General features: G+C 55.1%; 25 protein-coding genes. 15 read left to right on the top strand and 10 right to left on the bottom strand.

Annotated features, from left to right (window positions below):
• Both frdC and frdD read left to right on the top strand, forming a co-directional pair.
• Window positions 1-396, top strand: coding sequence for a fumarate reductase subunit FrdC (gene frdC / locus RY075_RS02615; protein ID WP_003855953.1), 396 nt, complete (start codon window positions 1-3; stop codon window positions 394-396).
• A gap of 10 nt (window positions 397-406) precedes the next feature.
• On the top strand, window positions 407-766 hold the full coding sequence (gene frdD / locus RY075_RS02610; RefSeq protein WP_338628114.1) for a fumarate reductase subunit FrdD: 360 nt from the start codon (window positions 407-409) through the stop codon (window positions 764-766).
• A 29-nt stretch (window positions 767-795) separates the two neighbouring features.
• Here frdD and ampR read toward each other — a convergent pair whose 3' ends face one another.
• Window positions 796-1,671 (bottom strand): LysR family transcriptional regulator AmpR, encoded by an 876-nt coding sequence (gene ampR, locus RY075_RS02605; protein ID WP_109949044.1) that lies wholly within the window; start codon window positions 1,669-1,671, stop codon window positions 796-798.
• A gap of 132 nt (window positions 1,672-1,803) precedes the next feature.
• Between ampR and RY075_RS02600 the strand changes: the two genes are divergently transcribed.
• Together RY075_RS02600 and RY075_RS02595 are read left to right on the top strand one after the other, a co-directional pair.
• Window positions 1,804-2,949 carry a cephalosporin-hydrolyzing class C beta-lactamase ACT-16 gene (locus RY075_RS02600; RefSeq protein WP_023315250.1) on the top strand — a complete coding sequence of 382 codons (1,146 nt, stop codon included), beginning with the start codon at window positions 1,804-1,806 and terminating at the stop codon, window positions 2,947-2,949.
• A 158-nt stretch (window positions 2,950-3,107) separates the two neighbouring features.
• Window positions 3,108-3,638 carry a lipocalin family protein gene (locus RY075_RS02595; RefSeq protein ID WP_058662686.1) on the top strand — a complete coding sequence of 177 codons (531 nt, stop codon included), beginning with the start codon at window positions 3,108-3,110 and terminating at the stop codon, window positions 3,636-3,638.
• On the opposite strand, the gene sugE is transcribed toward RY075_RS02595, so the two are convergent.
• Window positions 3,635-3,952: a quaternary ammonium compound efflux SMR transporter SugE gene (gene sugE, locus RY075_RS02590; RefSeq protein ID WP_003855944.1), complete on the bottom strand. Its 318-nt coding sequence runs from the start codon at window positions 3,950-3,952 to the stop codon at window positions 3,635-3,637. The genes RY075_RS02595 and sugE overlap by 4 nt on opposite strands.
• A gap of 262 nt (window positions 3,953-4,214) precedes the next feature.
• Here sugE and RY075_RS02585 point away from each other — a divergent pair, with 262 nt between their 5' ends.
• Complete coding sequence (locus RY075_RS02585; RefSeq protein WP_022650247.1) at window positions 4,215-4,814, top strand: LuxR C-terminal-related transcriptional regulator; 600 nt, start codon at window positions 4,215-4,217, stop codon at window positions 4,812-4,814.
• A 37-nt stretch (window positions 4,815-4,851) separates the two neighbouring features.
• On the opposite strand, the gene ecnB is transcribed toward RY075_RS02585, so the two are convergent.
• The 3 genes from ecnB to efp form a co-directional block, all read right to left on the bottom strand.
• Window positions 4,852-4,998: a lipoprotein toxin entericidin B gene (gene ecnB / locus RY075_RS02580; RefSeq protein ID WP_003855942.1), complete on the bottom strand. Its 147-nt coding sequence runs from the start codon at window positions 4,996-4,998 to the stop codon at window positions 4,852-4,854.
• A 108-nt stretch (window positions 4,999-5,106) separates the two neighbouring features.
• Window positions 5,107-5,238, bottom strand: coding sequence for an entericidin A/B family lipoprotein (locus RY075_RS02575; protein ID WP_006810410.1), 132 nt, complete (start codon window positions 5,236-5,238; stop codon window positions 5,107-5,109).
• Between the two features lie 57 nt (window positions 5,239-5,295).
• The gene (gene efp, locus RY075_RS02570) at window positions 5,296-5,862 is read right to left on the bottom strand and encodes an elongation factor P (protein WP_003855940.1); all 567 of its coding nucleotides are present in this window, start codon (window positions 5,860-5,862) and stop codon (window positions 5,296-5,298) included.
• A gap of 40 nt (window positions 5,863-5,902) precedes the next feature.
• On the opposite strand from efp, the gene epmB reads away from it, so the two are divergent.
• A complete protein-coding gene (epmB, locus tag RY075_RS02565; RefSeq protein WP_003855939.1) occupies window positions 5,903-6,931 on the top strand; it encodes an EF-P beta-lysylation protein EpmB in 1,029 nt (342 codons plus the stop codon).
• 65 nt (window positions 6,932-6,996) lie between these two features.
• Here the strand turns inward: epmB and RY075_RS02560 are convergent, their stop codons facing one another.
• Complete coding sequence (locus tag RY075_RS02560; protein WP_338628109.1) at window positions 6,997-7,350, bottom strand: DUF4156 domain-containing protein; 354 nt, start codon at window positions 7,348-7,350, stop codon at window positions 6,997-6,999.
• Window positions 7,351-7,583: 233 nt separating this feature from the next.
• On the opposite strand from RY075_RS02560, the gene RY075_RS02555 reads away from it, so the two are divergent.
• The 3 genes from RY075_RS02555 to iadA are packed head-to-tail and all read left to right on the top strand — an operon-like array spanning window position 7,584 to window position 9,863.
• On the top strand, window positions 7,584-8,231 hold the full coding sequence (locus RY075_RS02555; protein ID WP_045895621.1) for a nucleoside recognition domain-containing protein: 648 nt from the start codon (window positions 7,584-7,586) through the stop codon (window positions 8,229-8,231).
• Window positions 8,228-8,689: a YjiG family protein gene (locus tag RY075_RS02550; protein ID WP_032661233.1), complete on the top strand. Its 462-nt coding sequence runs from the start codon at window positions 8,228-8,230 to the stop codon at window positions 8,687-8,689. Before RY075_RS02555 ends, RY075_RS02550 begins: the two co-directional genes overlap by 4 nt.
• A 10-nt stretch (window positions 8,690-8,699) precedes the next feature.
• Window positions 8,700-9,863: a beta-aspartyl-peptidase gene (gene iadA, locus RY075_RS02545; protein ID WP_232967433.1), complete on the top strand. Its 1,164-nt coding sequence runs from the start codon at window positions 8,700-8,702 to the stop codon at window positions 9,861-9,863.
• Between the two features lie 65 nt (window positions 9,864-9,928).
• Here the strand turns inward: iadA and groL are convergent, their stop codons facing one another.
• Entirely contained in the window at window positions 9,929-11,575 is a 1,647-nt protein-coding gene (groL, locus tag RY075_RS02540) for a chaperonin GroEL (RefSeq protein ID WP_003855930.1), read from the bottom strand.
• A 40-nt stretch (window positions 11,576-11,615) separates the two neighbouring features.
• Window positions 11,616-11,909 carry a co-chaperone GroES gene (locus tag RY075_RS02535; RefSeq protein WP_003855929.1) on the bottom strand — a complete coding sequence of 98 codons (294 nt, stop codon included), beginning with the start codon at window positions 11,907-11,909 and terminating at the stop codon, window positions 11,616-11,618.
• Window positions 11,910-12,087: 178 nt separating this feature from the next.
• Here RY075_RS02535 and yjeH point away from each other — a divergent pair, with 178 nt between their 5' ends.
• On the top strand, window positions 12,088-13,335 hold the full coding sequence (gene yjeH, locus RY075_RS02530) for an L-methionine/branched-chain amino acid transporter (RefSeq protein WP_232967431.1): 1,248 nt from the start codon (window positions 12,088-12,090) through the stop codon (window positions 13,333-13,335).
• 23 nt (window positions 13,336-13,358) lie between these two features.
• On the opposite strand, the gene RY075_RS02525 is transcribed toward yjeH, so the two are convergent.
• Window positions 13,359-13,823 carry an FxsA family protein gene (locus tag RY075_RS02525; protein WP_003855925.1) on the bottom strand — a complete coding sequence of 155 codons (465 nt, stop codon included), beginning with the start codon at window positions 13,821-13,823 and terminating at the stop codon, window positions 13,359-13,361.
• A 334-nt stretch (window positions 13,824-14,157) separates the two neighbouring features.
• Between RY075_RS02525 and aspA the strand changes: the two genes are divergently transcribed.
• The 5 genes from aspA (at window position 14,158) to RY075_RS02500 (ending at window position 19,759) form a co-directional block, all read left to right on the top strand.
• Complete coding sequence (gene aspA, locus RY075_RS02520) at window positions 14,158-15,594, top strand: aspartate ammonia-lyase (protein WP_003855923.1); 1,437 nt, start codon at window positions 14,158-14,160, stop codon at window positions 15,592-15,594.
• 116 nt (window positions 15,595-15,710) lie between these two features.
• The gene (locus tag RY075_RS02515) at window positions 15,711-17,012 is read left to right on the top strand and encodes an anaerobic C4-dicarboxylate transporter (RefSeq protein WP_003855921.1); all 1,302 of its coding nucleotides are present in this window, start codon (window positions 15,711-15,713) and stop codon (window positions 17,010-17,012) included.
• Window positions 17,013-17,125: 113 nt separating this feature from the next.
• The gene (cutA, locus tag RY075_RS02510) at window positions 17,126-17,449 is read left to right on the top strand and encodes a divalent cation tolerance protein CutA (RefSeq protein ID WP_003855908.1); all 324 of its coding nucleotides are present in this window, start codon (window positions 17,126-17,128) and stop codon (window positions 17,447-17,449) included.
• On the top strand, window positions 17,425-19,134 hold the full coding sequence (locus tag RY075_RS02505) for a protein-disulfide reductase DsbD (protein WP_023324030.1): 1,710 nt from the start codon (window positions 17,425-17,427) through the stop codon (window positions 19,132-19,134). The genes cutA and RY075_RS02505 overlap by 25 nt, the downstream gene beginning before the upstream one ends.
• Before the next feature lie 49 nt (window positions 19,135-19,183).
• Window positions 19,184-19,759 carry a transcriptional regulator gene (locus tag RY075_RS02500; RefSeq protein WP_017383972.1) on the top strand — a complete coding sequence of 192 codons (576 nt, stop codon included), beginning with the start codon at window positions 19,184-19,186 and terminating at the stop codon, window positions 19,757-19,759.
• Here RY075_RS02500 and RY075_RS02495 read toward each other — a convergent pair.
• On the bottom strand, window positions 19,756-20,346 hold the full coding sequence (locus RY075_RS02495) for a LysE family translocator (protein ID WP_003855903.1): 591 nt from the start codon (window positions 20,344-20,346) through the stop codon (window positions 19,756-19,758). The genes RY075_RS02500 and RY075_RS02495 overlap by 4 nt on opposite strands.
• Between the last annotated feature and the right edge of the window lie 18 nt (window positions 20,347-20,364).

Here is a 20,364-nt window from a genome sequence, read left to right as displayed (position 1 = left end):
ATGACGACTAAACGCAAAGCCTACGTGCGACCAATGCCGTCCACCTGGTGGAAAAAACTGCCGTTTTATCGCTTCTATATGCTGCGTGAAGGCACGGCAGTTCCCGCGGTCTGGTTCAGCCTCGAACTGATGTACGGGGTGTATGCCCTCAAGCACGGCCCGGAAGCCTGGGCCAGTTTTGTGGGCTTCCTGCAAAACCCAATCATCGTAGTACTGAACCTGATTGTGCTCGCCGCCGCGCTGCTTCATACCAAAACCTGGTTTGAACTGGCGCCAAAAGCAGCGAACATCATTGTAAAAGGCGAAAAAATGGGGCCAGAGCCGGTCATTAAAGGGCTCTGGGCAGTGACAGCAGTTGTCTCTGTGGTCATTCTGTTTGTCGCACTGTTCTGGTAAGGAGACTACTGTGATCAATCCAAATCCTAAACGTTCAGACGAGCCGGTTTTCTGGGGGCTGTTTGGCGCAGGCGGCATGTGGAGCGCCATTATTGCCCCGGTCATTATCCTGCTGGTCGGGATCATGCTGCCGCTGGGGTTGTTCCCGGGCGATGCGCTGAGCTATGAGCGCGTACTGGCCTTTGCGAGCAGCTTTATTGGCCGCGTGTTCATCTTCCTGATGATCGTCCTGCCGCTGTGGTGTGGTCTGCACCGTATCCACCATGCGATGCACGATCTGAAAATCCATGTGCCAAGCGGTAAAGGGGTCTTCTACGGTCTGGCGACCATTCTGACGGTCGTCACGTTGATTGCCGTGGTCACCATCTGACTGAACAGGCCCGCCATCCGGCGGGCTTTTTACTTTTTCATCTTCTCCACCAGCCACCGGGAAAATTCGCGCATGGCTGGCGTTTCTGCCCGGGACTGCAATCGGGTCAGCCAGTAGCTGCCGAGCTCAATCTGCGTCGCAAAGGGCTGTACAATGCGCTCGCTGGCTAACAGATGGGTAAACATATCGACAGGCGCAATGGCAATGCCCACCCCTGCCTGAGCGGCCTCCAGCATGGTCACGGACGAATCAAATACCATCACGCGGTGCGTTGGCGAAGGGGGATGCTCGCCGGCCGCCTGCATCCACGCGGTCCATTCATCGCGTCGGTAAGAGCGCAGCAGCGTAAACCTGAAGATGTCGGCCGGACTGTGCAGACTGGCGGCGATATCGGGCGTACACAGCGGCGCGAGCGGCGCATGACAAAGGAATTCAGCCTCGGTGCCGTGCCACGCCCCGCCACCGTAGCGGATCGTATAGTCAAGCCCTTCGGCAGCCGGATCAACGCGGTTGTTATGGGTGGAAAGCTGAAGATCGATGTGCGGATAGCCACGGCGAAAATCCTCCAGCTGCGAGAATAAAACCCCGGTGGCAAATGTACCCACCACGCCGATTTTCAGCTTCTCCTGCGCACGATGGTTAGCGAAGCGATCCAGCATTCCGGCTATACGATCGAAAGAATCATTCAACACCGGCAGTAAATTTTCACCCTCGGTAGTCAACATCAGCCCGCGCGACACGCGAACGAACAGCTGACAGTTCAGGTGCTGCTCCAGCGTTTTCACATGCTGGCTAATGGCTGAATGGGTCACGTTCAGCTCAATGGCCGCATGCGTAAAGCTGAGATGTCTCGCGGCGGCTTCAAAAGCTCGAAGCGAATTGAGGGGGAGATAGCTTCGCGTCATGGTCTCTTCCGTTAGAAAAATTAACAGCTAATGCTAAATTTAACCGTTTGTCAGGCACAGTCAAATCCAACAGACTACGCCTGTCTGACGGGCCCGGACATCCCCTTGACTCGCTATTACGGAAGATTACTGATGATGAAAAAATCCCTTTGCTGCGCCCTGCTGCTGGGCCTCTCTTGCTCTGCTCTCGCCGCGCCAGTATCAGAAAAACAGCTGGCGGAGGTGGTCGCGAATACGGTTACCCCGCTGATGAAAGCCCAGTCTGTTCCAGGCATGGCGGTGGCCGTTATTTATCAGGGAAAATCGCACTATTACACGTTTGGCAAGGCCGATATCGCGGCGAATAAACCCGTTACGCCTCAGACCCTGTTCGAGCTGGGTTCTATAAGTAAAACCTTCACCGGCGTTTTAGGTGGGGATGCCATTGCTCGCGGTGAAATTTCGCTGGACGATCCGGTGACCAGATACTGGCCACAGCTGACAGGCAAGCAGTGGCAGGGTATTCGTATGCTGGATCTCGCCACCTACACCGCTGGCGGCCTGCCGCTACAGGTACCGGATGAGGTCACGGATAACGCCTCCCTGCTGCGCTTTTATCAAAACTGGCAGCCGCAGTGGAAGCCTGGCACAACGCGTCTTTACGCCAACGCCAGCATCGGTCTTTTTGGCGCGCTGGCGGTCAAACCTTCTGGCATGCCCTATGAGCAGGCCATGACGACGCGGGTCCTTAAGCCGCTCAAGCTGGACCATACCTGGATTAACGTTCCGAAAGCGGAAGAGGCGCATTACGCCTGGGGCTATCGTGACGGTAAAGCGGTGCGCGTTTCGCCGGGAATGCTGGATGCACAAGCCTATGGCGTGAAAACCAACGTGCAGGATATGGCGAACTGGGTCATGGCAAACATGGCGCCGGAGAAGGTTGCCGATGCCTCACTTAAGCAGGGCATCGCGCTGGCGCAGTCGCGCTACTGGCGTATCGGGTCAATGTATCAGGGTCTGGGCTGGGAGATGCTCAACTGGCCCGTGGAGGCCAACACGGTGGTCGAAGGCAGCGACAGTAAGGTAGCGCTGGCGCCATTACCCGTGGCAGAAGTGAATCCACCGGCTCCCCCGGTCAAAGCGTCCTGGGTCCATAAAACGGGTTCTACCGGCGGGTTTGGCAGCTACGTGGCCTTTATTCCTGAAAAGCAGATCGGTATTGTGATGCTCGCGAATAAAAGCTATCCGAACCCGGCACGCGTTGAGGCGGCATACCATATCCTCGAGGCGCTACAGTAAAACATTGCCGGGTGGCGCTGCGCTTACCCGGCCTACACAACGCGTGAACTTTGTAGGCCGGGTAAGGCGAAGCCGCCACCCGGCAAAACACCCTACACAATCTCCCGCATTTTCCCTGCTGTCATCTACACTTAACAAAAAACAGTAAGGAAACTCCTATGCGCATTCTGCCTGTTATTGCCGCAGTAACAGCCGCGTTTTTAGTGGTTGCTTGCAGTTCCCCTACTCCTCCGCCTGGCGTCACGGTAGTCAGTAATTTCGACGCACAGCGCTTCCTCGGCACCTGGTATGAAATCGCCCGAATGGACCATCAGTTCGAACGGGGCTTAGAAAAAGTCACGGTCAACTACAGCGCGATGGATGACGGCGGGATCCAGGTCATTAACCGCGGCTATAACCCGGATCGCCAGATGTGGCAGCAGTCAGTTGGTCAGGCCTATTTCACCGGCGCGTCTAACCGCGCGGCCATGAAAGTCTCTTTCATCGGCCCATTCTACGGCGGGTATAACGTCATTGCGCTGGACAGAGAGTACCGCCATGCGCTGGTGTGTGGGCCGGATCGCAACTATCTGTGGATCCTCTCCCGCACGCCAACGATCCCGGCGGAAATGAAACAGCAGATGCTGGACATAGCGACCCGGCAAGGGTTTGACGTGACGAAATTACTCTGGGTAAAACAGCCGCATTAGTGGGTACTGAGTTTTAACCCGATGATACCCGCGACGATTAACGCGAGGCTGGCGATGCGCGCCAGGCTCGCAGACTCCCCCAGCAGCAGAATACCGGTAATGGCAGCCCCTACCGCGCCAATTCCCGTCCAGACAGCGTAAGCCGTTCCGACTGGCAAGCTTCGCATCGCCCATGACAACATGACGATACTGACAATCATTGCGGCGATAGTGATGACGCTGGGCGTCAGGCGGGTAAAACCATGGGTATATTTCAGGCCAATTGCCCATACCACTTCGAGCAAACCGGCAATAACAAGAACGATCCAGGACATATCAGGCTCCTTAACTTAACGACAAGTTGGGGCCGTCCCCGATGAATGAAGCGCTTACGGGTCGTCCCGCAAGGCTGAGGTTGCGCCTTATATTTTGGTTAGCATGGAATTTTTTTTCAAACTTTTTCTGCTGAACATGTTAAGGCAAGAAATAGCCTCAGTAAGACACGGAGTTCAGGCATTTATGACTCATCCGACTTCTCTATGATGATAGGCTTTCTGATGGCAGGAAGCCAAACCACTAGCCGACTGCGAAAATTTTATGTTTAAAATTCTTTTGATTGACCGTTGTCACTTCACCCGCACGGGATTTGAAGCCTGGGTCAATCATTCAGACCTGTTTTCGGGTCATTTCGTCGTAACCGGGGTAAATAATCTTTTCCTCGCCAGAGAGCATATCCTGCAATGGAAACCTGCGCTGGTCATCGCTGATTTATCTGGCTTCCGGCAGGATTTACACCATTTTCAGCAGCTATCCTCCCTGCTGATTGCCAGCGAAACATTGCCTTTTATTATGCTGCAATCAGGCCAGGAGCAAGAGATGACAGATTATCTGGCGCAGTTCCCGATATGGTCTTCTCTTTCCAAAAATACCGATCTGGAAAAACTAGCGGCGGTGATAAATGACGCGCTAACGTCATGCGCAAGCGCGGAGCTTCCGGAGATGGCAGCACCGTTACTGACGCGTCAGGAAGAGAGAGTTCTTAGCCTGTGGATGGATGGCGCGAGCAACCAGAAAATTGCCAGCAATCTGCGCATTAACGGAAAAACGGTGTACACGTACAAACGCAATATCCGCATGAAGCTACATATGGATACGCGCTACTCCCCGTTTTTATCGCTACAGGAAGTGGAGAATTGACGGTACGGTGAAATGACCTGCCGTACCGTCGCTTTCATTAGTTCTGAGCTTTAGTTGCTGCGCCAGAAATCGCGTTACCACCGTCGGAGATATCTTCCCCTACGCCACGGGTGGTGTTACATGCAGTCAGTACCGAAGAAAGCACCAGAACAGAAAAGATCGCTGCAATTGTTTTCTTAACCATAATATCTTCCTTTTATAGCCAAAGTTATTTTGTGTATAGCAACTTAAGAATAGACAAGATCTTGTCGTTTGACGGAAAAGGAAGAATTTTTAGGAAAATTAGACGGAATTAGCTGGCCGCATGGGAAATGATATGGCCGAGATCCTGGATATCTTCACCCACGCCACGCGCGGTGTTGCAACCGGAGAGAATTGCGCTGGAGAGCGCTAACAGAAGCAGAATTTTAACGGTACGTTTCATCTTCCCTGCCTGCAAAATCAGGCGCAGCGGGCGCTGCGCCTTACATCATGACGTAAATTACTTCACGCGGGATACGTATTCGCCGGAGCGGGTATCCACTTTGATCACTTCACCGATCTGTACGAACAGTGGCACTTTCACCACAGCGCCGGTAGACAGGGTGGCAGGCTTGCCGCCAGTACCTGCGGTATCACCTTTCAGACCTGGATCGGTTTCAACGATTTCCAGCTCAACGAAGTTCGGAGGCGTAACCGCGATAGGCTGACCGTTCCACAGGGTCACGATGCACTCAGCCTGATCCAGCAGCCACTTGGCGTTGTCACCAATCGCTTTTGCGTCCGCAGACAGCTGCTCGAAGGTTTCGTTGTTCATGAAGTGCCAGAACTCACCGTCGTTGTACAGGTAAGTCAGGTTCATATCGACAACATCAGCGCCTTCAGCGGAGTCAGTAGATTTGAAGGTTTTCTCAACACGGGTACCGGTCAGCAGGCGGCGCAGCTTTACGCGTGCGAATGCCTGGCCTTTACCTGGTTTAACGAATTCGCTGGCTTCAACCGCGTACGGTTCGCCGTCCATCATGATTTTAAGACCAGCACGAAAATCGTTGCTATAGTACGTTGCCATAAGGCCCTCTAAATTTGTTAACTGGTAGCTAAGCCACAAAATGGCGCATATTGTAACCCTAAACACCCCGTCCAGAGAAGATTGGTTATCGCAACTTGCCGATGTAATCACCAGTCCTGATGAATTGCTGCGTCTTTTAGACCTCGAACAGCACGAAGCGTTGCGTGCAGGTCGTGAGGCGAAACGCCTTTTCGCCCTGCGCGTTCCCCGCGCGTTTGTTGCCCGAATGGAAAAGGGCAATCCTGATGATCCGTTATTAAAACAAACGCTTACCTCTCAGGATGAGTTTATTACCGCCCCCGGCTACAGCACCGATCCGCTGCAAGAGCAGAACAGTGTCGTACCGGGTTTGCTGCATAAATACCGCAATCGTGCCCTGCTGCTGGTTAAGGGCGGTTGCGCGGTAAATTGCCGCTATTGCTTCCGTCGCCACTTCCCGTACGCCGAAAACCAGGGCAATAAGCGCAACTGGCAGGTGGCGCTGGACTACATCACGGCGCACCCGGAACTGGATGAAATCATCTTTTCTGGCGGCGACCCGCTGATGGCAAAAGATCATGAGCTGGACTGGCTGCTGACTCAGCTTGAGACCATCCCGCACATTAAGCGTCTGCGCATTCACAGCCGTTTACCGATCGTCATCCCGGCGCGTATCACCGACGCCCTGGTCACGCGCCTGGAGCAGTCCCGTTTGCAGGTGCTGCTGGTGAATCATATCAACCACGCGAATGAAATTGACGCGGACTTTCGTGCGGCGATGGCGCGTATGCGAAAGGCAGGCGTGACGCTGCTCAACCAGAGCGTATTACTGCGCGGCGTGAACGACAGCGCCCGCGTGCTGGCCGATCTCAGCAATGCCTTATTTGATGCGGGCGTTATGCCCTATTACCTGCATGTTCTGGATCGCGTCCAGGGCGCGGCGCACTTCATGGTGACAGATGAAGAGGCCCGGAAGATTATGCGCGAGCTGTTAACGCTGGTTTCAGGTTATATGGTGCCGAAGCTGGCACGTGAGATTGGCGGAGAGCCGAGTAAGACGCCGCTGGATTTGCAGCTGCGTCAGCAGTAAAAAGGCAGGTGGCGCTACGCTTACCTGCCCTGGAGATAAAGCGGCAGCACCATCAAACGGTTATATCAGTTCGGGCACTTATAGACCTGGCCGTTCATCTGGCTGGCGGTTGGCACAAAGCTGGACAGCATCCCCTGCGTCGGGCTGCTCACCCCGTAAATCACGTTGCCGCCCATTGCCGCAGCCTGATTACGCAGGGCATTGGCCGCACCGCGCATAGAGCCGCCCTCTTCGCCGTGCTGCCCCGATATCCAGTTGCTTTGCTCGCCAGTGGCGGTGCCTAACAGCTGGCATTCGCTGCCCGGCTTATCTTCCACAAAGCGAACGCTCTGGCCCGCTGCCGTCAGCTCATTGCTGGTGCTACAACCCGCCAGCAGCAATGCTGCACCTACAATCCCTGCACAGACTTTTATGCGCATGTTATTCCTCGTTTTCAATAAGCTGGACAGTAGTTGTCCGCGTGTAAACCTTATACTAAAAAGATGACCAAAAGAAAAATGCTGAGCATTTCTGCGAGCCAGATTCCGCTGGCACTCCTCCGACATCTTAAATGAATTCTGATAATAACCTTTGGGATATCGTGTTTTAGCCCCCGATCGTTTTTAGTGATGCGACGTACAACTTTTGTACGCGACTCAAAAAAGGGGGTTTCATGAGTGCATCATCCTCAGGAGAGGAAAAAGTAACCTGGGTGGGCTATCTGGCGTTCGTGCTCACCATCGTATTTTTCTCAGGTTTTTTCGCCAAAAGTACCGAATGGTGGCGCGTGCTGGATTTTACCGTCCTGAACGGCAGCTTTGGACCGGTGAACGGTGCGCTGACGTTTCGCGGCGAGGGCGGCACGGGAGCGAAAGATGGGTTTTTGTTTGCCCTTGAACTGGCGCCCTCGGTCATTTTATCGCTCGGGATCATTGCCGTTACCGAGGGGCTGGGCGGGCTGCGCGCCGCACAACAGCTTATGACGCCCATTCTGCGCCCGCTGCTCGGCGTGCCGGGCATTTGCTCTCTGGCGCTTATCGCCAACCTGCAAAATACTGATGCTGCCGCAGGGATGACCAAAGAGTTGACCAACGAAGGGGCGATTACTGACCATGAGCGCGCCATTTTCGCCACCTTCCAGACCAGCGGTAGCGCCATTATTACCAACTATTTTTCTTCCGGCGCTGCACTCTTTACCTTTATTACCGCCCCGGTAATCACGCCGCTTGCCGTCATTCTGGTGTTCAAATTTGTTGGCGCGAACTTTCTGCGACTGTGGATCGCCCACATGGAAGTTCGCTGCGCTCAGGAGGAAAAATGATCGCCCAGTCGCGTAAAAATATCATGGACTTGTTTATCGATGGCGCCCGCCGCGGCTTTACCATCGCCACCACCAGCCTGCTGCCGAACGTGGTCATGGCGTTTGTTATCATTCAGGCGCTCAAGGTAACCGGCCTGCTGGATATTGTCGGCAGGGTATGCGAGCCCATCATGGCTCTGTGGGGACTTCCGGGTGCGGCGGCAACGGTTCTTCTGGCCTCGGTGATGAGCATGGGGGGCGGTGTGGGGGTCTGCGCCAGTCTGGTCGCTGCCGGCACGCTCAACGGTCACGATGCCACCATCCTGCTGCCCGCCATCTATCTGATGGGTAATCCGGTGCAAAACACGGGTCGTTGCCTTGGCACCGCAGGCGTCAACCCGAAGTATTATCCGCACATCATCGCTGTCTGCGTCATTAACGCCCTGCTCTCAATGTGGGTGATGCAACTACTCTTCTGAGGAGATAAAAATGGATTTTTCAGTGCTGGAACCGCACCTTTTCCGCAATGCGCAGCTTTACGCTCCCGAGGATCTTGGGCATTGCGATCTGCTGATTGCCGGAGGAAAAATCGTCGCAGTCGAAAAAGCTGGCCACGCCACAATGAGGCCAGACTGTCCTGAAAGCGATCTCGCCGGAGCGGTGGTTTGCCCGGGGTTTATCGAGCAGCATGTACACCTGATTGGCGGCGGCGGTGAAGCCGGTCCCCACACCCGGACGCCAGAGGTACGATTGTCTGCGCTGGTGGCGGCTGGCATCACCTCCGTTGTAGGCCTGCTGGGCACCGACGGCGTGACCCGCCATCCCGAGTCGCTGCTGGCGAAAACGCGGGCACTTGAGCATGAAGGGATCAGCGCATGGATGCTGACAGGCGCGTATGGCCTGCCTTCTCCGACGATCACTGGCAGTATCGAAAAGGATGTGGCGCTAATTGATAAAATCATTGGCGTGAAATGCGCGATTTCTGACCATCGCTCTTCCGCACCGGCAGATGACCAGCTCGCGAATATGGCCGCCCAGTCGCGCGTCGGCGGGCTGCTGGGCGCCAAAGCGGGGATATCCGTATTTCACCTCGGCAACAGCCCTAAACTGCTGGAGCCACTGCTTAACATCCTGAATAACGCCGACGTGCCTCGCACGAAGCTGCTGCCAACCCACGTCAACCGCGCCCAGGCACTGTTCCACGCCGCACTGGACTATGCCCGTGAAGGGGGGTACATCGACATCACCACCGGCATCAGTGAGCCCATTGATGCCGCTACCGCCATCGCGACGGCCCGTGACGCGCAGGTGCCGTTTAACCGGCTCACGCTCAGCTCGGATGGCAACGGCAGCCAGCCGAATTTTGACGCAAACGGCAATCTTGTTGGCATTGGCGTGGCGGGTTTTGAGTCCCTGCTTGATACGCTACAGCAGCTGGTCGGCCGGTATCACCTGCCGCTGGAGGAGGCACTTCTGCCATTTACGCGTAACGTGGCGGAGTTTCTCGGTCTGGAGCATAAAGGGCGGATCGCGCCCGGATGCGATGCCGATTTCCTGGTGCTGACGGATGACCTGAAGATCCGTGAGGTCTGGGCGAAAGGCCGCCAGATGGTGCGTGAAGGCGTGGTGTGCGTGAAAGGCACGTTTGAGTAGAAGACAATAAAAAACCCCGGGCATTGCTGCCCGGGGTTCGTTCTGAGAGGTTCAGAACAGCATGATTACATCATGCCGCCCATGCCACCCATGCCGCCCATACCACCAGCAGCACCTAAGTCAGGCGCGTCGCCTTTAGGCAGGTCGGTCACCATGCACTCGGTCGTGATCATCAGGCCAGCTACAGATGCCGCGTATTGCAGAGCAGAACGGGTCACTTTAGTTGGATCCAGGATACCGAAGTCGATCATGTTGCCGTATTCTTCAGTTGCCGCGTTGTAACCGTAGTTACCTTCACCCGCTTTCACCTTGTTCGCAACCACAGACGGCTCTTCACCGGCGTTGGACACGATCTGACGCAGCGGAGCTTCCATTGCGCGCAGCGCAACTTTGATACCCACGTTCTGGTCTTCGTTCTGAGCAGTCAGGCCAGCCAGTTTAGCGGCTACACGCACCAGCGCGACACCACCACCAGCAACCACGCCTTCTTCTACCGCAGCACGGGTCGCGTGCAGGGCGTCGTCAACGCGTGCTTTCTTCTCTTTCATTTCAACTTCGGTAGCCGCACCGACTTTGATTACCGCTACGCCACCTGCCAGTTTCGCTACGCGCTCCTGGAGTTTTTCACGGTCGTAATCGGAAGTTGCTTCTTCGATCTGCTTACGGATCTGACCAACACGGCCCTGAATAGCGGCTTCTTCACCCACACCGTCGATGATGGTGGTGGTGTCTTTGTTGATCACAACGCGTTTCGCCTGGCCCAGGTCTTCCAGAGTCGCTTTTTCCAGCTCCATACCGATCTCTTCGGAGATCACGGTACCGCCGGTCAGGGTAGCGATATCCTGGAGCATCGCCTTACGACGATCGCCGAAGCCAGGTGCTTTAACCGCTGCCACTTTCACGATGCCACGCATGGTGTTAACCACCAGGGTCGCCAGCGCTTCGCCTTCAACGTCTTCAGCAATGATTACCAGCGGCTTGCCTGCTTTCGCAACGGCTTCCAGCACTGGCAGCATTTCGCGGATGTTGGAGATTTTCTTGTCAGCCAGCAGGATGAACGGGCTTTCCAGCTCAACAGCGCCAGTTTCTGGCTTGTTGATGAAGTATGGGGACAGGTAACCGCGGTCGAACTGCATACCTTCAACCACGTCCAGTTCGTCTTCCAGACCAGTACCGTCTTCAACGGTGATCACGCCTTCTTTACCGACTTTATCCATCGCTTCAGCGATCAGTTTACCTACGGTTTCGTCGGAGTTAGCGGAGATAGTACCAACCTGAGCAATGGCTTTAGAGTCAGAGCACGGTACGGACAGCGCTTTCAGTTCTTCAACAGCGGAAGCGACGGCTTTGTCGATACCACGTTTCAGATCCATTGGGTTCATGCCCGCAGCAACGGCTTTCAGGCCTTCGGTGATGATCGCCTGCGCCAGTACGGTCGCGGTGGTGGTACCGTCACCGGCAGCGTCGTTCGCTTTAGAGGCAACTTCTTTCACCATCTGTGCGCCCATGTTTTCGAACTTGTCTTCCAGCTCGATTTCACGTGCAACAGAAACACCATCTTTGGTGATGGTTGGCGCGCCGAAGGATTTGTCCAGCACTACGTTACGGCCTTTCGGGCCGAGAGTGACTTTCACTGCGTCTGCCAGTACGTTTACGCCGCGGAGCATTTTTACACGAGCGTCGTTACCGAATTTTACGTCTTTAGCTGCCATGTTCTTATTTCCTCAAATTCGTACAGTTTTCGTGCGTTAATTACGCTTCAACAATTGCCAGAATGTCGCTCTCGGACATGATCAACACTTCTTCATTGTCGATCTTCTCGGATTTCACGCCGTAGCCATCGTTGAAAATGACGATGTCACCAACTTTAACGTCCAGTGGCTGCACAGTTCCGTTTTCCAGGATGCGGCCCTTACCGACAGCGATGATTTCGCCACGCGTTGATTTTGCTGCTGCTGAACCGGTCAGAACGATGCCGCCAGCAGACTTGGTTTCAACTTCTTTACGTTTGACGATCACACGATCATGTAACGGACGAATACTCATTGATAGCTCTCCTTTGAGAAAGTCATTATCAGTTATGGATGACGCCGGCCCGCATGCGGTTTTCCGGCTAGTGCCCTGAGAGATGGGGATAGCTTTTTACCCCTTCAAGGGGTAATCGAAAAAAAATTTGCGAAAGTGTTACCATCCACTCTCTTTTGATGGTGGCGGGACGAGGTAAATGAGTGGACTCAGGCAGGAGTTGGGGCTGGCGCAGGGCATTGGCTTACTCTCAACGTCTTTGTTAGGCACGGGGGTATTTGCGGTTCCCGCGCTGGCGGCGTTGGTTGCCGGCAATAACAGTCTTTGGGCATGGCCGGTGCTGATCGTGCTGGTGTTTCCGGTGGCGATTGTCTTTGCCATACTCGGGCGGCACTTCCCGAGCGCAGGCGGCGTAGCGCATTTTGTCGGCATGGCGTTTGGGCCGCGGATGGAGCGTGTCACCGGCTGGCTATTTTTGTCGGTGATACCCGTTGGCCTTCCGGCAGCCCTGCATATCGCAACCGGCTTCGGACAGGCGCTGTTTGGCTGGCACGATGAACAACTGCTGCTGGCTGAAATCGGTACGCTGGCGATTGTCTGGTGGGTTGGCTCGCGAGGGGCCAGTTCCAGCGCCAATCTGCAAACGCTGGTCGCCGTGTTAATTGTCGCGCTGATCGTCGCCATCTGGTTTGCGGGTGACATTACGGTGGCGGATATCCCTTTCCCCGCGATTAACGACATCGACCACGCACAGCTTTTCGCTGCACTATCCGTCATGTTCTGGTGTTTCGTCGGTCTGGAGGCGTTCGCTCATCTGGCATCCGAGTTTAAACAGCCCGAGCGTGACTTTCCCCGCGCTCTGATGATTGGCCTGCTGCTGGCGGGCACCGTGTACTGGGCCTGTACCGTACTGGTGCTGCACTTCAACGCGTTCAGTGAAGAGAAAGCCGCCGCCGCGTCGCTGCCGGGCATCGTGGTGCAGCTGTTTGGTGTTAAAGCCCTGTGGGTAGCCTGCGTGATTGGCTATCTCGCCTGCTTTGCCAGCCTCAACATTTATATTCAGAGCTTCGCCCGGCTGGTGTGGTCTCAGGCACTTTATAAACCGGATAGCCCCCTCTCACGCCTGTCAAAGCGTCAGCTTCCGGTGAATGCGCTGAATACCGTACTGGGCTGCTGCGTGGTGAGTTCCCTGGCCATTTATCTCCTCGACATCAACCTTGACGCGCTGATTGTCTACGCCAACGGTATTTTCATCATGATCTACCTGCTGTGCATGCTGGCGGGCTGTCGGCTACTGAAAGGACGTTTTAAGGCGCTGGCGGCTGTCGGGTGTGTACTGTGCCTGATGCTGCTGGCGATGGTGGGATGGAAGAGTGTGTACGCCATCATCATGCTGGCGGGGCTGTGGGTGTTTTTACCGAAGCGGCAAGCTCCGCAGGCCCGGTGAGCGAGCGCCACCGGGCCAGAAACTCACCGATCGTCTTTATGATCTAACCGGTCGCGCTGCTCATCCTTACGCTGGTATTCCCCTTCAAAGGTATCCCCCGGGCCGGTGCTGAAACCACCGCCTGGCATACGGCTGAAACGCAGATGCGGCAGCAGCTTCATGGTCAGGTGCTTCTGCACCGGCGGCAACAGCAACAGCAGGCCGAGGAAGTCTGTAAAGAAGCCCGGCAGGATCAGCAGCAAACCAGCAATAATCAGCGACACGCTTTTGATCATCTCGGCGGCCGGGCTTTCGCCTGCGGCCATCTTCTGCTGCATTAACAGGAAATTTTTGAAACCCTGATTGCGCACCAGCGACATGCCGATGACGGAGGTGAAGATCACCAGAATCAGCGTCAGCAGGACGCCCAGCACATGGGCAACCTGGATGAAAATCGAAATTTCAATGTAAACATAAAGAAAGAAAGCAATAAATGGTATCCAGCGCACTGGCATCTCCTGTATGGCAGGTGCCTTCTGGCCCTGACTGAATGTGTTCGCGAAGCGCGTAGATAAGAGATGGCGACGGTTAGCCAAATTTCAATCGGTTTGCACGGATATTTTTTCTGGAAATATTAAAGCGGTGACATATTTCACAGATTAATAATTATCATGAAATCGGGTCGATAATAAGTGATCCAGCTTACGGCAATTCGCTATCATCAGCATATGATCTCGAACATCTGGCCGATTGAGGGAATAATCGTCGGTCATAAAATATTCAAAACCACATATATACTGTGTGTTTAGTACAATCCATCGGCAGCTTGAAAAGAAGGTTCACATGTTAAACAACATTCGTATCGAAGAAGATTTGTTGGGTACCAGGGAAGTTCCAGCGGATGCCTACTATGGTGTTCACACTCTGAGAGCGATTGAAAACTTCTACATCAGCAACAGCAAAATCAGCGACATCCCTGAATTTGTGCGTGGCATGGTGATGGTAAAAAAAGCCGCGGCTCTGGCAAACAAAGAGTTGCAAACCATTCCTAAAAGCGCTGCAAATGCGATTATCGCCGCGTGCGATGAGGTGCTGAACAACGGCAAATGCATGGATCAGTTCCCGGTCGACGTCTATCAGGGCGGCGCGGGCACCTCTGTCAACATGAACACCAACGAAGTGCTGGCAAACATCGGCCTGGAGCTGATGGGTCATCAGAAAGGTGAATACCAGTACCTGAACCCGAACGACCACGTTAACAAATGTCAGTCCACCAACGACGCCTACCCAACCGGCTTCCGCATCGCGGTGTATGCCTCTGTCGTCAAACTGGTCGACGCGATTAATCAGCTGGGCGATGGCTTCCAGCGTAAAGCCGTTGAGTTCCAGGACATCCTGAAAATGGGCCGTACCCAGTTGCAGGACGCGGTGCCAATGACCCTCGGACAGGAATTCCACGCGTTTAACGTGCTGCTGAACGAAGAGACGAAAAACCTGCTGCGTACGTCCGAACTGCTGCTGGAAGTGAACCTGGGCGCAACCGCCATCGGTACACGCCTGAACACGCCAGATGGCTATCAGCAACTGGCGGTACAGAAGCTGGCTGAAGTGTCCAACCTGCCGGTTGTGCCTGCGGAAGACCTGATTGAAGCTACCTCAGACTGCGGCGCCTACGTGATGGTGCACAGCGCCCTGAAACGTCTGGCGGTGAAACTGTCCAAAATCTGTAACGACCTGCGCCTGCTCTCCTCCGGTCCGCGCGCTGGCCTGAATGAAATCAACCTGCCAGAGTTGCAGGCGGGTTCATCCATCATGCCAGCTAAAGTGAACCCGGTGGTGCCAGAAGTGGTGAACCAGGTTTGCTTCAAGGTTATTGGTAACGATACGACCGTCACCATGGCCTCCGAAGCCGGTCAGCTCCAGCTGAACGTGATGGAGCCGGTGATTGGCCAGGCGATGTTTGAATCTATCCATATTCTGACCAACGCCTGCTACAACCTGCTGGAAAAATGCATTAACGGCATCACCGCGAATAAAGAAGTGTGTGAAGGCTACGTCTATAACTCCATCGGCATCGTCACCTACCTCAACCCCTTCATCGGCCACCACAACGGCGATATCGTCGGGAAGATTTGTGCCGAAACCGGTAAGAGCGTACGTGAGGTGGTTCTCGAGCGAGGATTGTTGACCGAAGCCGAACTGGACGATATCTTCTCCGCCCAGAACCTGATGCACCCGGCATATAAAGCGAAACGATATACCGATGAAAGCGAACAGTAACCGTTCAGGCTAAGCTTCCGAAAGGCACGTCACTTGTGACGTGCCTTTTTTCTTTATGGGCGTTACCAAAACACAACAATTCAATATCAACTTGTTAATGAGCAAGGCAGGTCTTTATGTTTGGAGCAGAACTCGTCATCGTCCTGTTGGCGATTTATTTGGGCGCACGACTCGGGGGAATCGGCATCGGTTTTGCTGGCGGTCTCGGAGTGCTTGTACTTACCCTGATCTTTCAGATTAAACCCGGCGCAATCCCTTTTGACGTTATCGAAATCATCATGGCGGTTATTGCTGCTATCGCGGCCATGCAGGTCGCTGGCGGTATGGACTACCTGGTGAGCCTGGCGGAGCGTATGCTGCGTCGCCATCCGAAATACATCACCTTCCTTGCCCCGCTGGTGACCTGGTTTATGACCATTCTCGCCGGTACTGGCCATACTGCCTTCTCCACGCTGCCGGTCATCACCGAAGTGGCGAAAGAGCAGGGTATTCGCCCGTCTCGCCCTCTTTCTATTGCCGTGGTCGCCTCCCAGATTGCGATTACCGCCTCGCCTATTTCCGCGGCGGTGGTCTTCTTCGCGGGCATCCTTGAGCCAATGGGCGTAAGTTACCTGACGCTGCTGGCAATCTGTATTCCGGTCACGCTGATTGCGGTAATGATCACTGCCGTGCTGTGTAACTTCCTCGGTGCCGAGCTGAAAGACGATCCGGTTTACCAGGAGCGTCTGGCAAAAGGTGAAGTGAGCCTGCGCGGTAGCCAGGTCTTCGAGCTGAAGCCGCATGCAAAACGCTCCGTGCTGCTGTTTCTGATTGGTATCGTCGCCGTGATGTTCTACGCGACCGCCATCAGCGACACGGTAGGTCTGATCCAGAACCCGGTTCTGCCGCGTAACGAAGCCATTGTGGTGTTTATGCTGACCATCGCGACGCTGATCAGCATCACCTGTAAAATCGACACCAGTGAAGTGCTGAACGCCAGCACCTTCAAATCCGGTATGAGCGCCTGCGTGTGCGTGCTGGGCGTGGCGTGGCTCGGTGATACCTTTGTGAAAGCGCACATCAGCGATATCCAGACCGTTGCAGGCGACCTGCTGCACAACTATCCGTGGCTGCTGGCAGTAGTGCTGTTCTTTGCCGCGACGCTGCTGTACTCCCAGGCTGCGACCACCAAAGCGCTGATGCCTGCGGCACTGATGCTGGGCGTGACGCCGCTGACGGCGATTGCCTCTTTTGCAGCGGTTTCCGCCCTGTTCGTGCTGCCAACCTACCCAACCCTGCTGGCCGCAGTTGAGATGGATGACACCGGCTCAACCCGTATTGGTAAGTACGTGTTTAACCACGCGTTCCTCATCCCGGGCGTGGTGGCGATTACGCTCTGCGTGATCCTCGGCTTTATCATCGGCGGCATTGTGCTGTAAACGATTAGCCGTTGTAAAAATAGTTAAAAACGGGCCGCTCTGCGGCCCGTTTCATTAATGACCAACCGCCTTGCGTGATATAGTGAAGACTTTCGTGATGAGGAGGTCGACTTGTGAACACGCCTGATGCTGTTGTTGTACTGTGCACCGCCCCTGATGAAGCTTCTGCCCAGGATCTGGCCGCCAAAGTGCTGGCCGAAAAACTGGCTGCCTGTGTCACGCTTCTTCCCGGCGCCACCTCCCTTTATTACTGGGAAGGCAAGCTGGAGCAAGAGTACGAAGTCCAGATGTTGCTCAAAACCAACCTGACAAACCAGCAGGCGCTCCTCGACTGCCTCAAGTCTCATCATCCATACCAAACCCCGGAGCTGCTGGTGCTGCCAGTGGTCCACGGCGATAACGATTATCTCTCATGGCTCAACGCTTCATTACGCTGATCCTGCTGCTGTGCAGCACGTCAGTTTTTGCCGGGTTGTTTGACGCACCCGGCCGTTCGAACTTTATTCCTGCCGACCAGGCATTCGTTTTCGACTTTCAGCAAAACCAGCACGATCTCAGTCTCACCTGGCAGGTGAAAGAGGGTTACTACCTCTATCGCAAGCAGGTCAGCATCACGCCGGCAAAGGCGAACGTCGGCGCATTGCAGATGCCCGCTGGCGTGTGGCACGAGGACGAGTTCTACGGTAAGAGTGAAATTTATCGCCAGCGCTTAAGCGTGCCCGTCACGGTGAACCATGCCGATAAAGGTGCCACATTAACGGTCACCTATCAGGGCTGCGCAGACGCCGGATTCTGTTACCCACCTGAAACAAAGGTCGTTCCGCTTAGCGAAGTGAAAGCCGCTGCCTCCCCTTTCCCCTCAGGGGAGAGGGCCAGGGTGAAGGGTGAAGGCGCAGTCGAAGCCACTTCAGACCTTCCGTTCTCAGCACTTTGGGCGTTATTGATTGGTATCGGCATCGCCTTTACGCCCTGCGTACTGCCTATGTACCCGCTTATCTCTGGCATCGTGCTGGGCGGTAAACAACGCCTTTCCACCGCCCGTGCGCTGTTGCTGGCCTTTATCTATGTACAGGGCATGGCGTTAACCTATACGGCGCTCGGCCTCGTGGTCGCCGCTGCCGGGTTGCAGTTCCAGGCCGCCCTTCAGCATCCTTATGTGCTTATCGGACTGTCAGCGGTGTTTATTCTGCTGGCGCTGTCGATGTTTGGCCTGTTCACCCTGCAACTGCCCTCTTCCCTGCAAACCCGTCTGACGCTGATGAGCAACCGTCAGCAGGGTGGCTCTGCGGGCGGCGTGTTCGCCATGGGTGCCATCGCCGGGCTGATTTGCTCCCCCTGCACCACTGCGCCGTTGAGCGCCATCCTGTTATACATTGCTCAGAGCGGCAACCTGTGGCTCGGCGGCGGCACGCTGTACCTCTACGCGCTCGGCATGGGCCTGCCGCTGATCCTGGTGACGGTGTTTGGCAATCGTCTGCTGCCGAAAAGCGGCCCGTGGATGGAGACGGTGAAAACCGCGTTTGGTTTTGTCATTCTGGCGCTGCCGGTATTTCTGCTGGAGCGCATCATCGGTGATGTGTGGGGTACACGTCTTTGGGCGATGCTCGGCGTGGCCTTCTTCAGCTGGGCGTTTATCGTGAGTCTGGGGGCGAAGAAACCGTGGATGCGCCTGCTACAGATCCTTCTGCTGGCGGCCGCGCTGGTGAGCGTCCGTCCGCTACAGGACTGGGCGTTTGGCACCCCGGCAGGTCAAACGCAGGCTCATCTGAATTTTATACAGATTAAAAACGTAGATGACCTTAACCACGCCCTGGCGCAGGCGAAAGGCAAACCGGTCTTGCTCGATCTCTATGCCGACTGGTGCGTGGCCTGCAAAGAGTTTGAAAAATACACCTTCAGCGATCCGCAGGTACAACATGCGCTGAGCGATACCGTTCTGCTCCAGGCGAACGTTACCGCCAACAGCACGCAGGATAAGGCTCTGCTGAAGCAACTTAACGTGCTCGGGTTGCCTACCATCCTGTTCTTCAATGAACAGGGGGAAGAACAGCCGACGCAGCGTGTAACCGGGTTTATGGACGCGACGGCATTCAACGCGCATTTGCGCAATCGCCAACCGTAAACAACACTTTAGACGGGACAAACCGTTGGGAATAGCGGAGGAGATAACCGTGCAACGCGAAGACGTACTGGGACAAGCCCTGCAATTGCTTGAGATTCAAGGGATCGCCAGCACCACGCTTGAGATGGTCGCCGACCGTATCGATTACCCTCTGGATGAACTTAAGCGCTTCTGGCCGGATAAAGAGGCGCTGCTGTACGATGCCCTGCGCTATCTCAGCCAGCAGGTGGATATCTGGCGCAGGCAGCTGATGCTGAATGAAGAACTGACCACCGAGCAAAAGCTGCTGGCGCGCTATACCGCACTGACGGAGTGTGTTACCAACAACCGTTACCCAGGTTGTCTGTTTATCGCCGCCTGCACCTACTATCCGGATCCTGGGCACCCCATCCATCAACTGGCAGATCAGCAAAAACGAGCCGCGCACGAGTTCACACATGAGCTGCTGACCACACTTGAAGTGGATGATCCGGCAATGGTCGCGAAGCAGATGGAGCTGGTGCTGGAAGGTTGCCTGAGCCGCATGCTGGTGAACCGTAGCCAGGCGGATGTGGATACGGCGCACCGTCTGGCGGAAGATATTTTGCGGTTCGCGCAGTGTCGTATGGGTGGTGCACTGACCTAAGCCAGCATTCCCATCCAGGCGGAAATAAACAAACACAGCGCCATCGCGCGCTGAAATCGCACCATCGCCACGGTGGTGCGGAAAATCCGGTTCACCGCCTTCCCCAGCCACGCCCAGCACAACAAACAGACCACGGAGATCGCCAGAAACCATAGCGCCATCAGCGTAATATCCCGTAATGCATGGTCGCTTGCCGGAGCAAACAGGCTGACAACTGCCAGCGCCATCATCCATGTTTTTGGGTTTACAACCTGTAGTAACGCCGCCGCCCGCGCGGTAAATCGGACGTGACTTCTGGAGGAGAGATTCGCGGCCGGGGCGCTAAACAGCTGCCAGCTCATCCAGGAAAGCCACAGCACACCCGCCCAGCTCATTACCTGACGTATCAGTGGATACTGGCGTAACACTTCTCCTGCCCCAGCGCCTGAAACCAGAACAATAGCGCTGGCGGCAATACACCCGCCCAGGATCGCAGGAACCGTATTTTTTACGCCAAAGTGCTGACTGTTAGCCAGTACCAGAATGTTGGTTGGCCCCGGTGTAATCGAGGCGACAAATGCAAACAGCAGGAAGGGTAATAAATTCACAGGTGACTCCTTTTTTAT

It is taken from the genome of Enterobacter sp. JJBC (assembly GCF_036936505.1).
In the GTDB taxonomy this organism is placed as follows: domain Bacteria; phylum Pseudomonadota; class Gammaproteobacteria; order Enterobacterales; family Enterobacteriaceae; genus Enterobacter; species Enterobacter hormaechei_C.
The sequence above is the reverse complement of the archived record's forward strand: the minus strand, read 5'-3'. Positions and strand labels throughout refer to the sequence as shown.

Coding starts and splice junctions, on each gene's coding strand:
- frdC (WP_003855953.1), top strand. CDS start 1: ATGACGACTAAACGCAAAGCCTACGTGCGACCAATGCCGTCCACCTGG.
- ampR (WP_109949044.1), bottom strand. CDS start 1,671: ATGACGCGAAGCTATCTCCCCCTCAATTCGCTTCGAGCTTTTGAAGCC.
- RY075_RS02600 (WP_023315250.1), top strand. CDS start 1,804: ATGATGAAAAAATCCCTTTGCTGCGCCCTGCTGCTGGGCCTCTCTTGC.
- RY075_RS02595 (WP_058662686.1), top strand. CDS start 3,108: ATGCGCATTCTGCCTGTTATTGCCGCAGTAACAGCCGCGTTTTTAGTG.
- sugE (WP_003855944.1), bottom strand. CDS start 3,952: ATGTCCTGGATCGTTCTTGTTATTGCCGGTTTGCTCGAAGTGGTATGG.
- RY075_RS02585 (WP_022650247.1), top strand. CDS start 4,215: ATGTTTAAAATTCTTTTGATTGACCGTTGTCACTTCACCCGCACGGGA.
- ecnB (WP_003855942.1), bottom strand. CDS start 4,998: ATGGTTAAGAAAACAATTGCAGCGATCTTTTCTGTTCTGGTGCTTTCT.
- RY075_RS02575 (WP_006810410.1), bottom strand. CDS start 5,238: ATGAAACGTACCGTTAAAATTCTGCTTCTGTTAGCGCTCTCCAGCGCA.
- efp (WP_003855940.1), bottom strand. CDS start 5,862: ATGGCAACGTACTATAGCAACGATTTTCGTGCTGGTCTTAAAATCATG.
- epmB (WP_003855939.1), top strand. CDS start 5,903: ATGGCGCATATTGTAACCCTAAACACCCCGTCCAGAGAAGATTGGTTA.
- RY075_RS02560 (WP_338628109.1), bottom strand. CDS start 7,350: ATGCGCATAAAAGTCTGTGCAGGGATTGTAGGTGCAGCATTGCTGCTG.
- RY075_RS02555 (WP_045895621.1), top strand. CDS start 7,584: ATGAGTGCATCATCCTCAGGAGAGGAAAAAGTAACCTGGGTGGGCTAT.
- RY075_RS02550 (WP_032661233.1), top strand. CDS start 8,228: ATGATCGCCCAGTCGCGTAAAAATATCATGGACTTGTTTATCGATGGC.
- iadA (WP_232967433.1), top strand. CDS start 8,700: ATGGATTTTTCAGTGCTGGAACCGCACCTTTTCCGCAATGCGCAGCTT.
- groL (WP_003855930.1), bottom strand. CDS start 11,575: ATGGCAGCTAAAGACGTAAAATTCGGTAACGACGCTCGTGTAAAAATG.
- RY075_RS02535 (WP_003855929.1), bottom strand. CDS start 11,909: ATGAGTATTCGTCCGTTACATGATCGTGTGATCGTCAAACGTAAAGAA.
- yjeH (WP_232967431.1), top strand. CDS start 12,088: ATGAGTGGACTCAGGCAGGAGTTGGGGCTGGCGCAGGGCATTGGCTTA.
- aspA (WP_003855923.1), top strand. CDS start 14,158: ATGTTAAACAACATTCGTATCGAAGAAGATTTGTTGGGTACCAGGGAA.
- RY075_RS02515 (WP_003855921.1), top strand. CDS start 15,711: ATGTTTGGAGCAGAACTCGTCATCGTCCTGTTGGCGATTTATTTGGGC.
- RY075_RS02505 (WP_023324030.1), top strand. CDS start 17,425: ATGGCTCAACGCTTCATTACGCTGATCCTGCTGCTGTGCAGCACGTCA.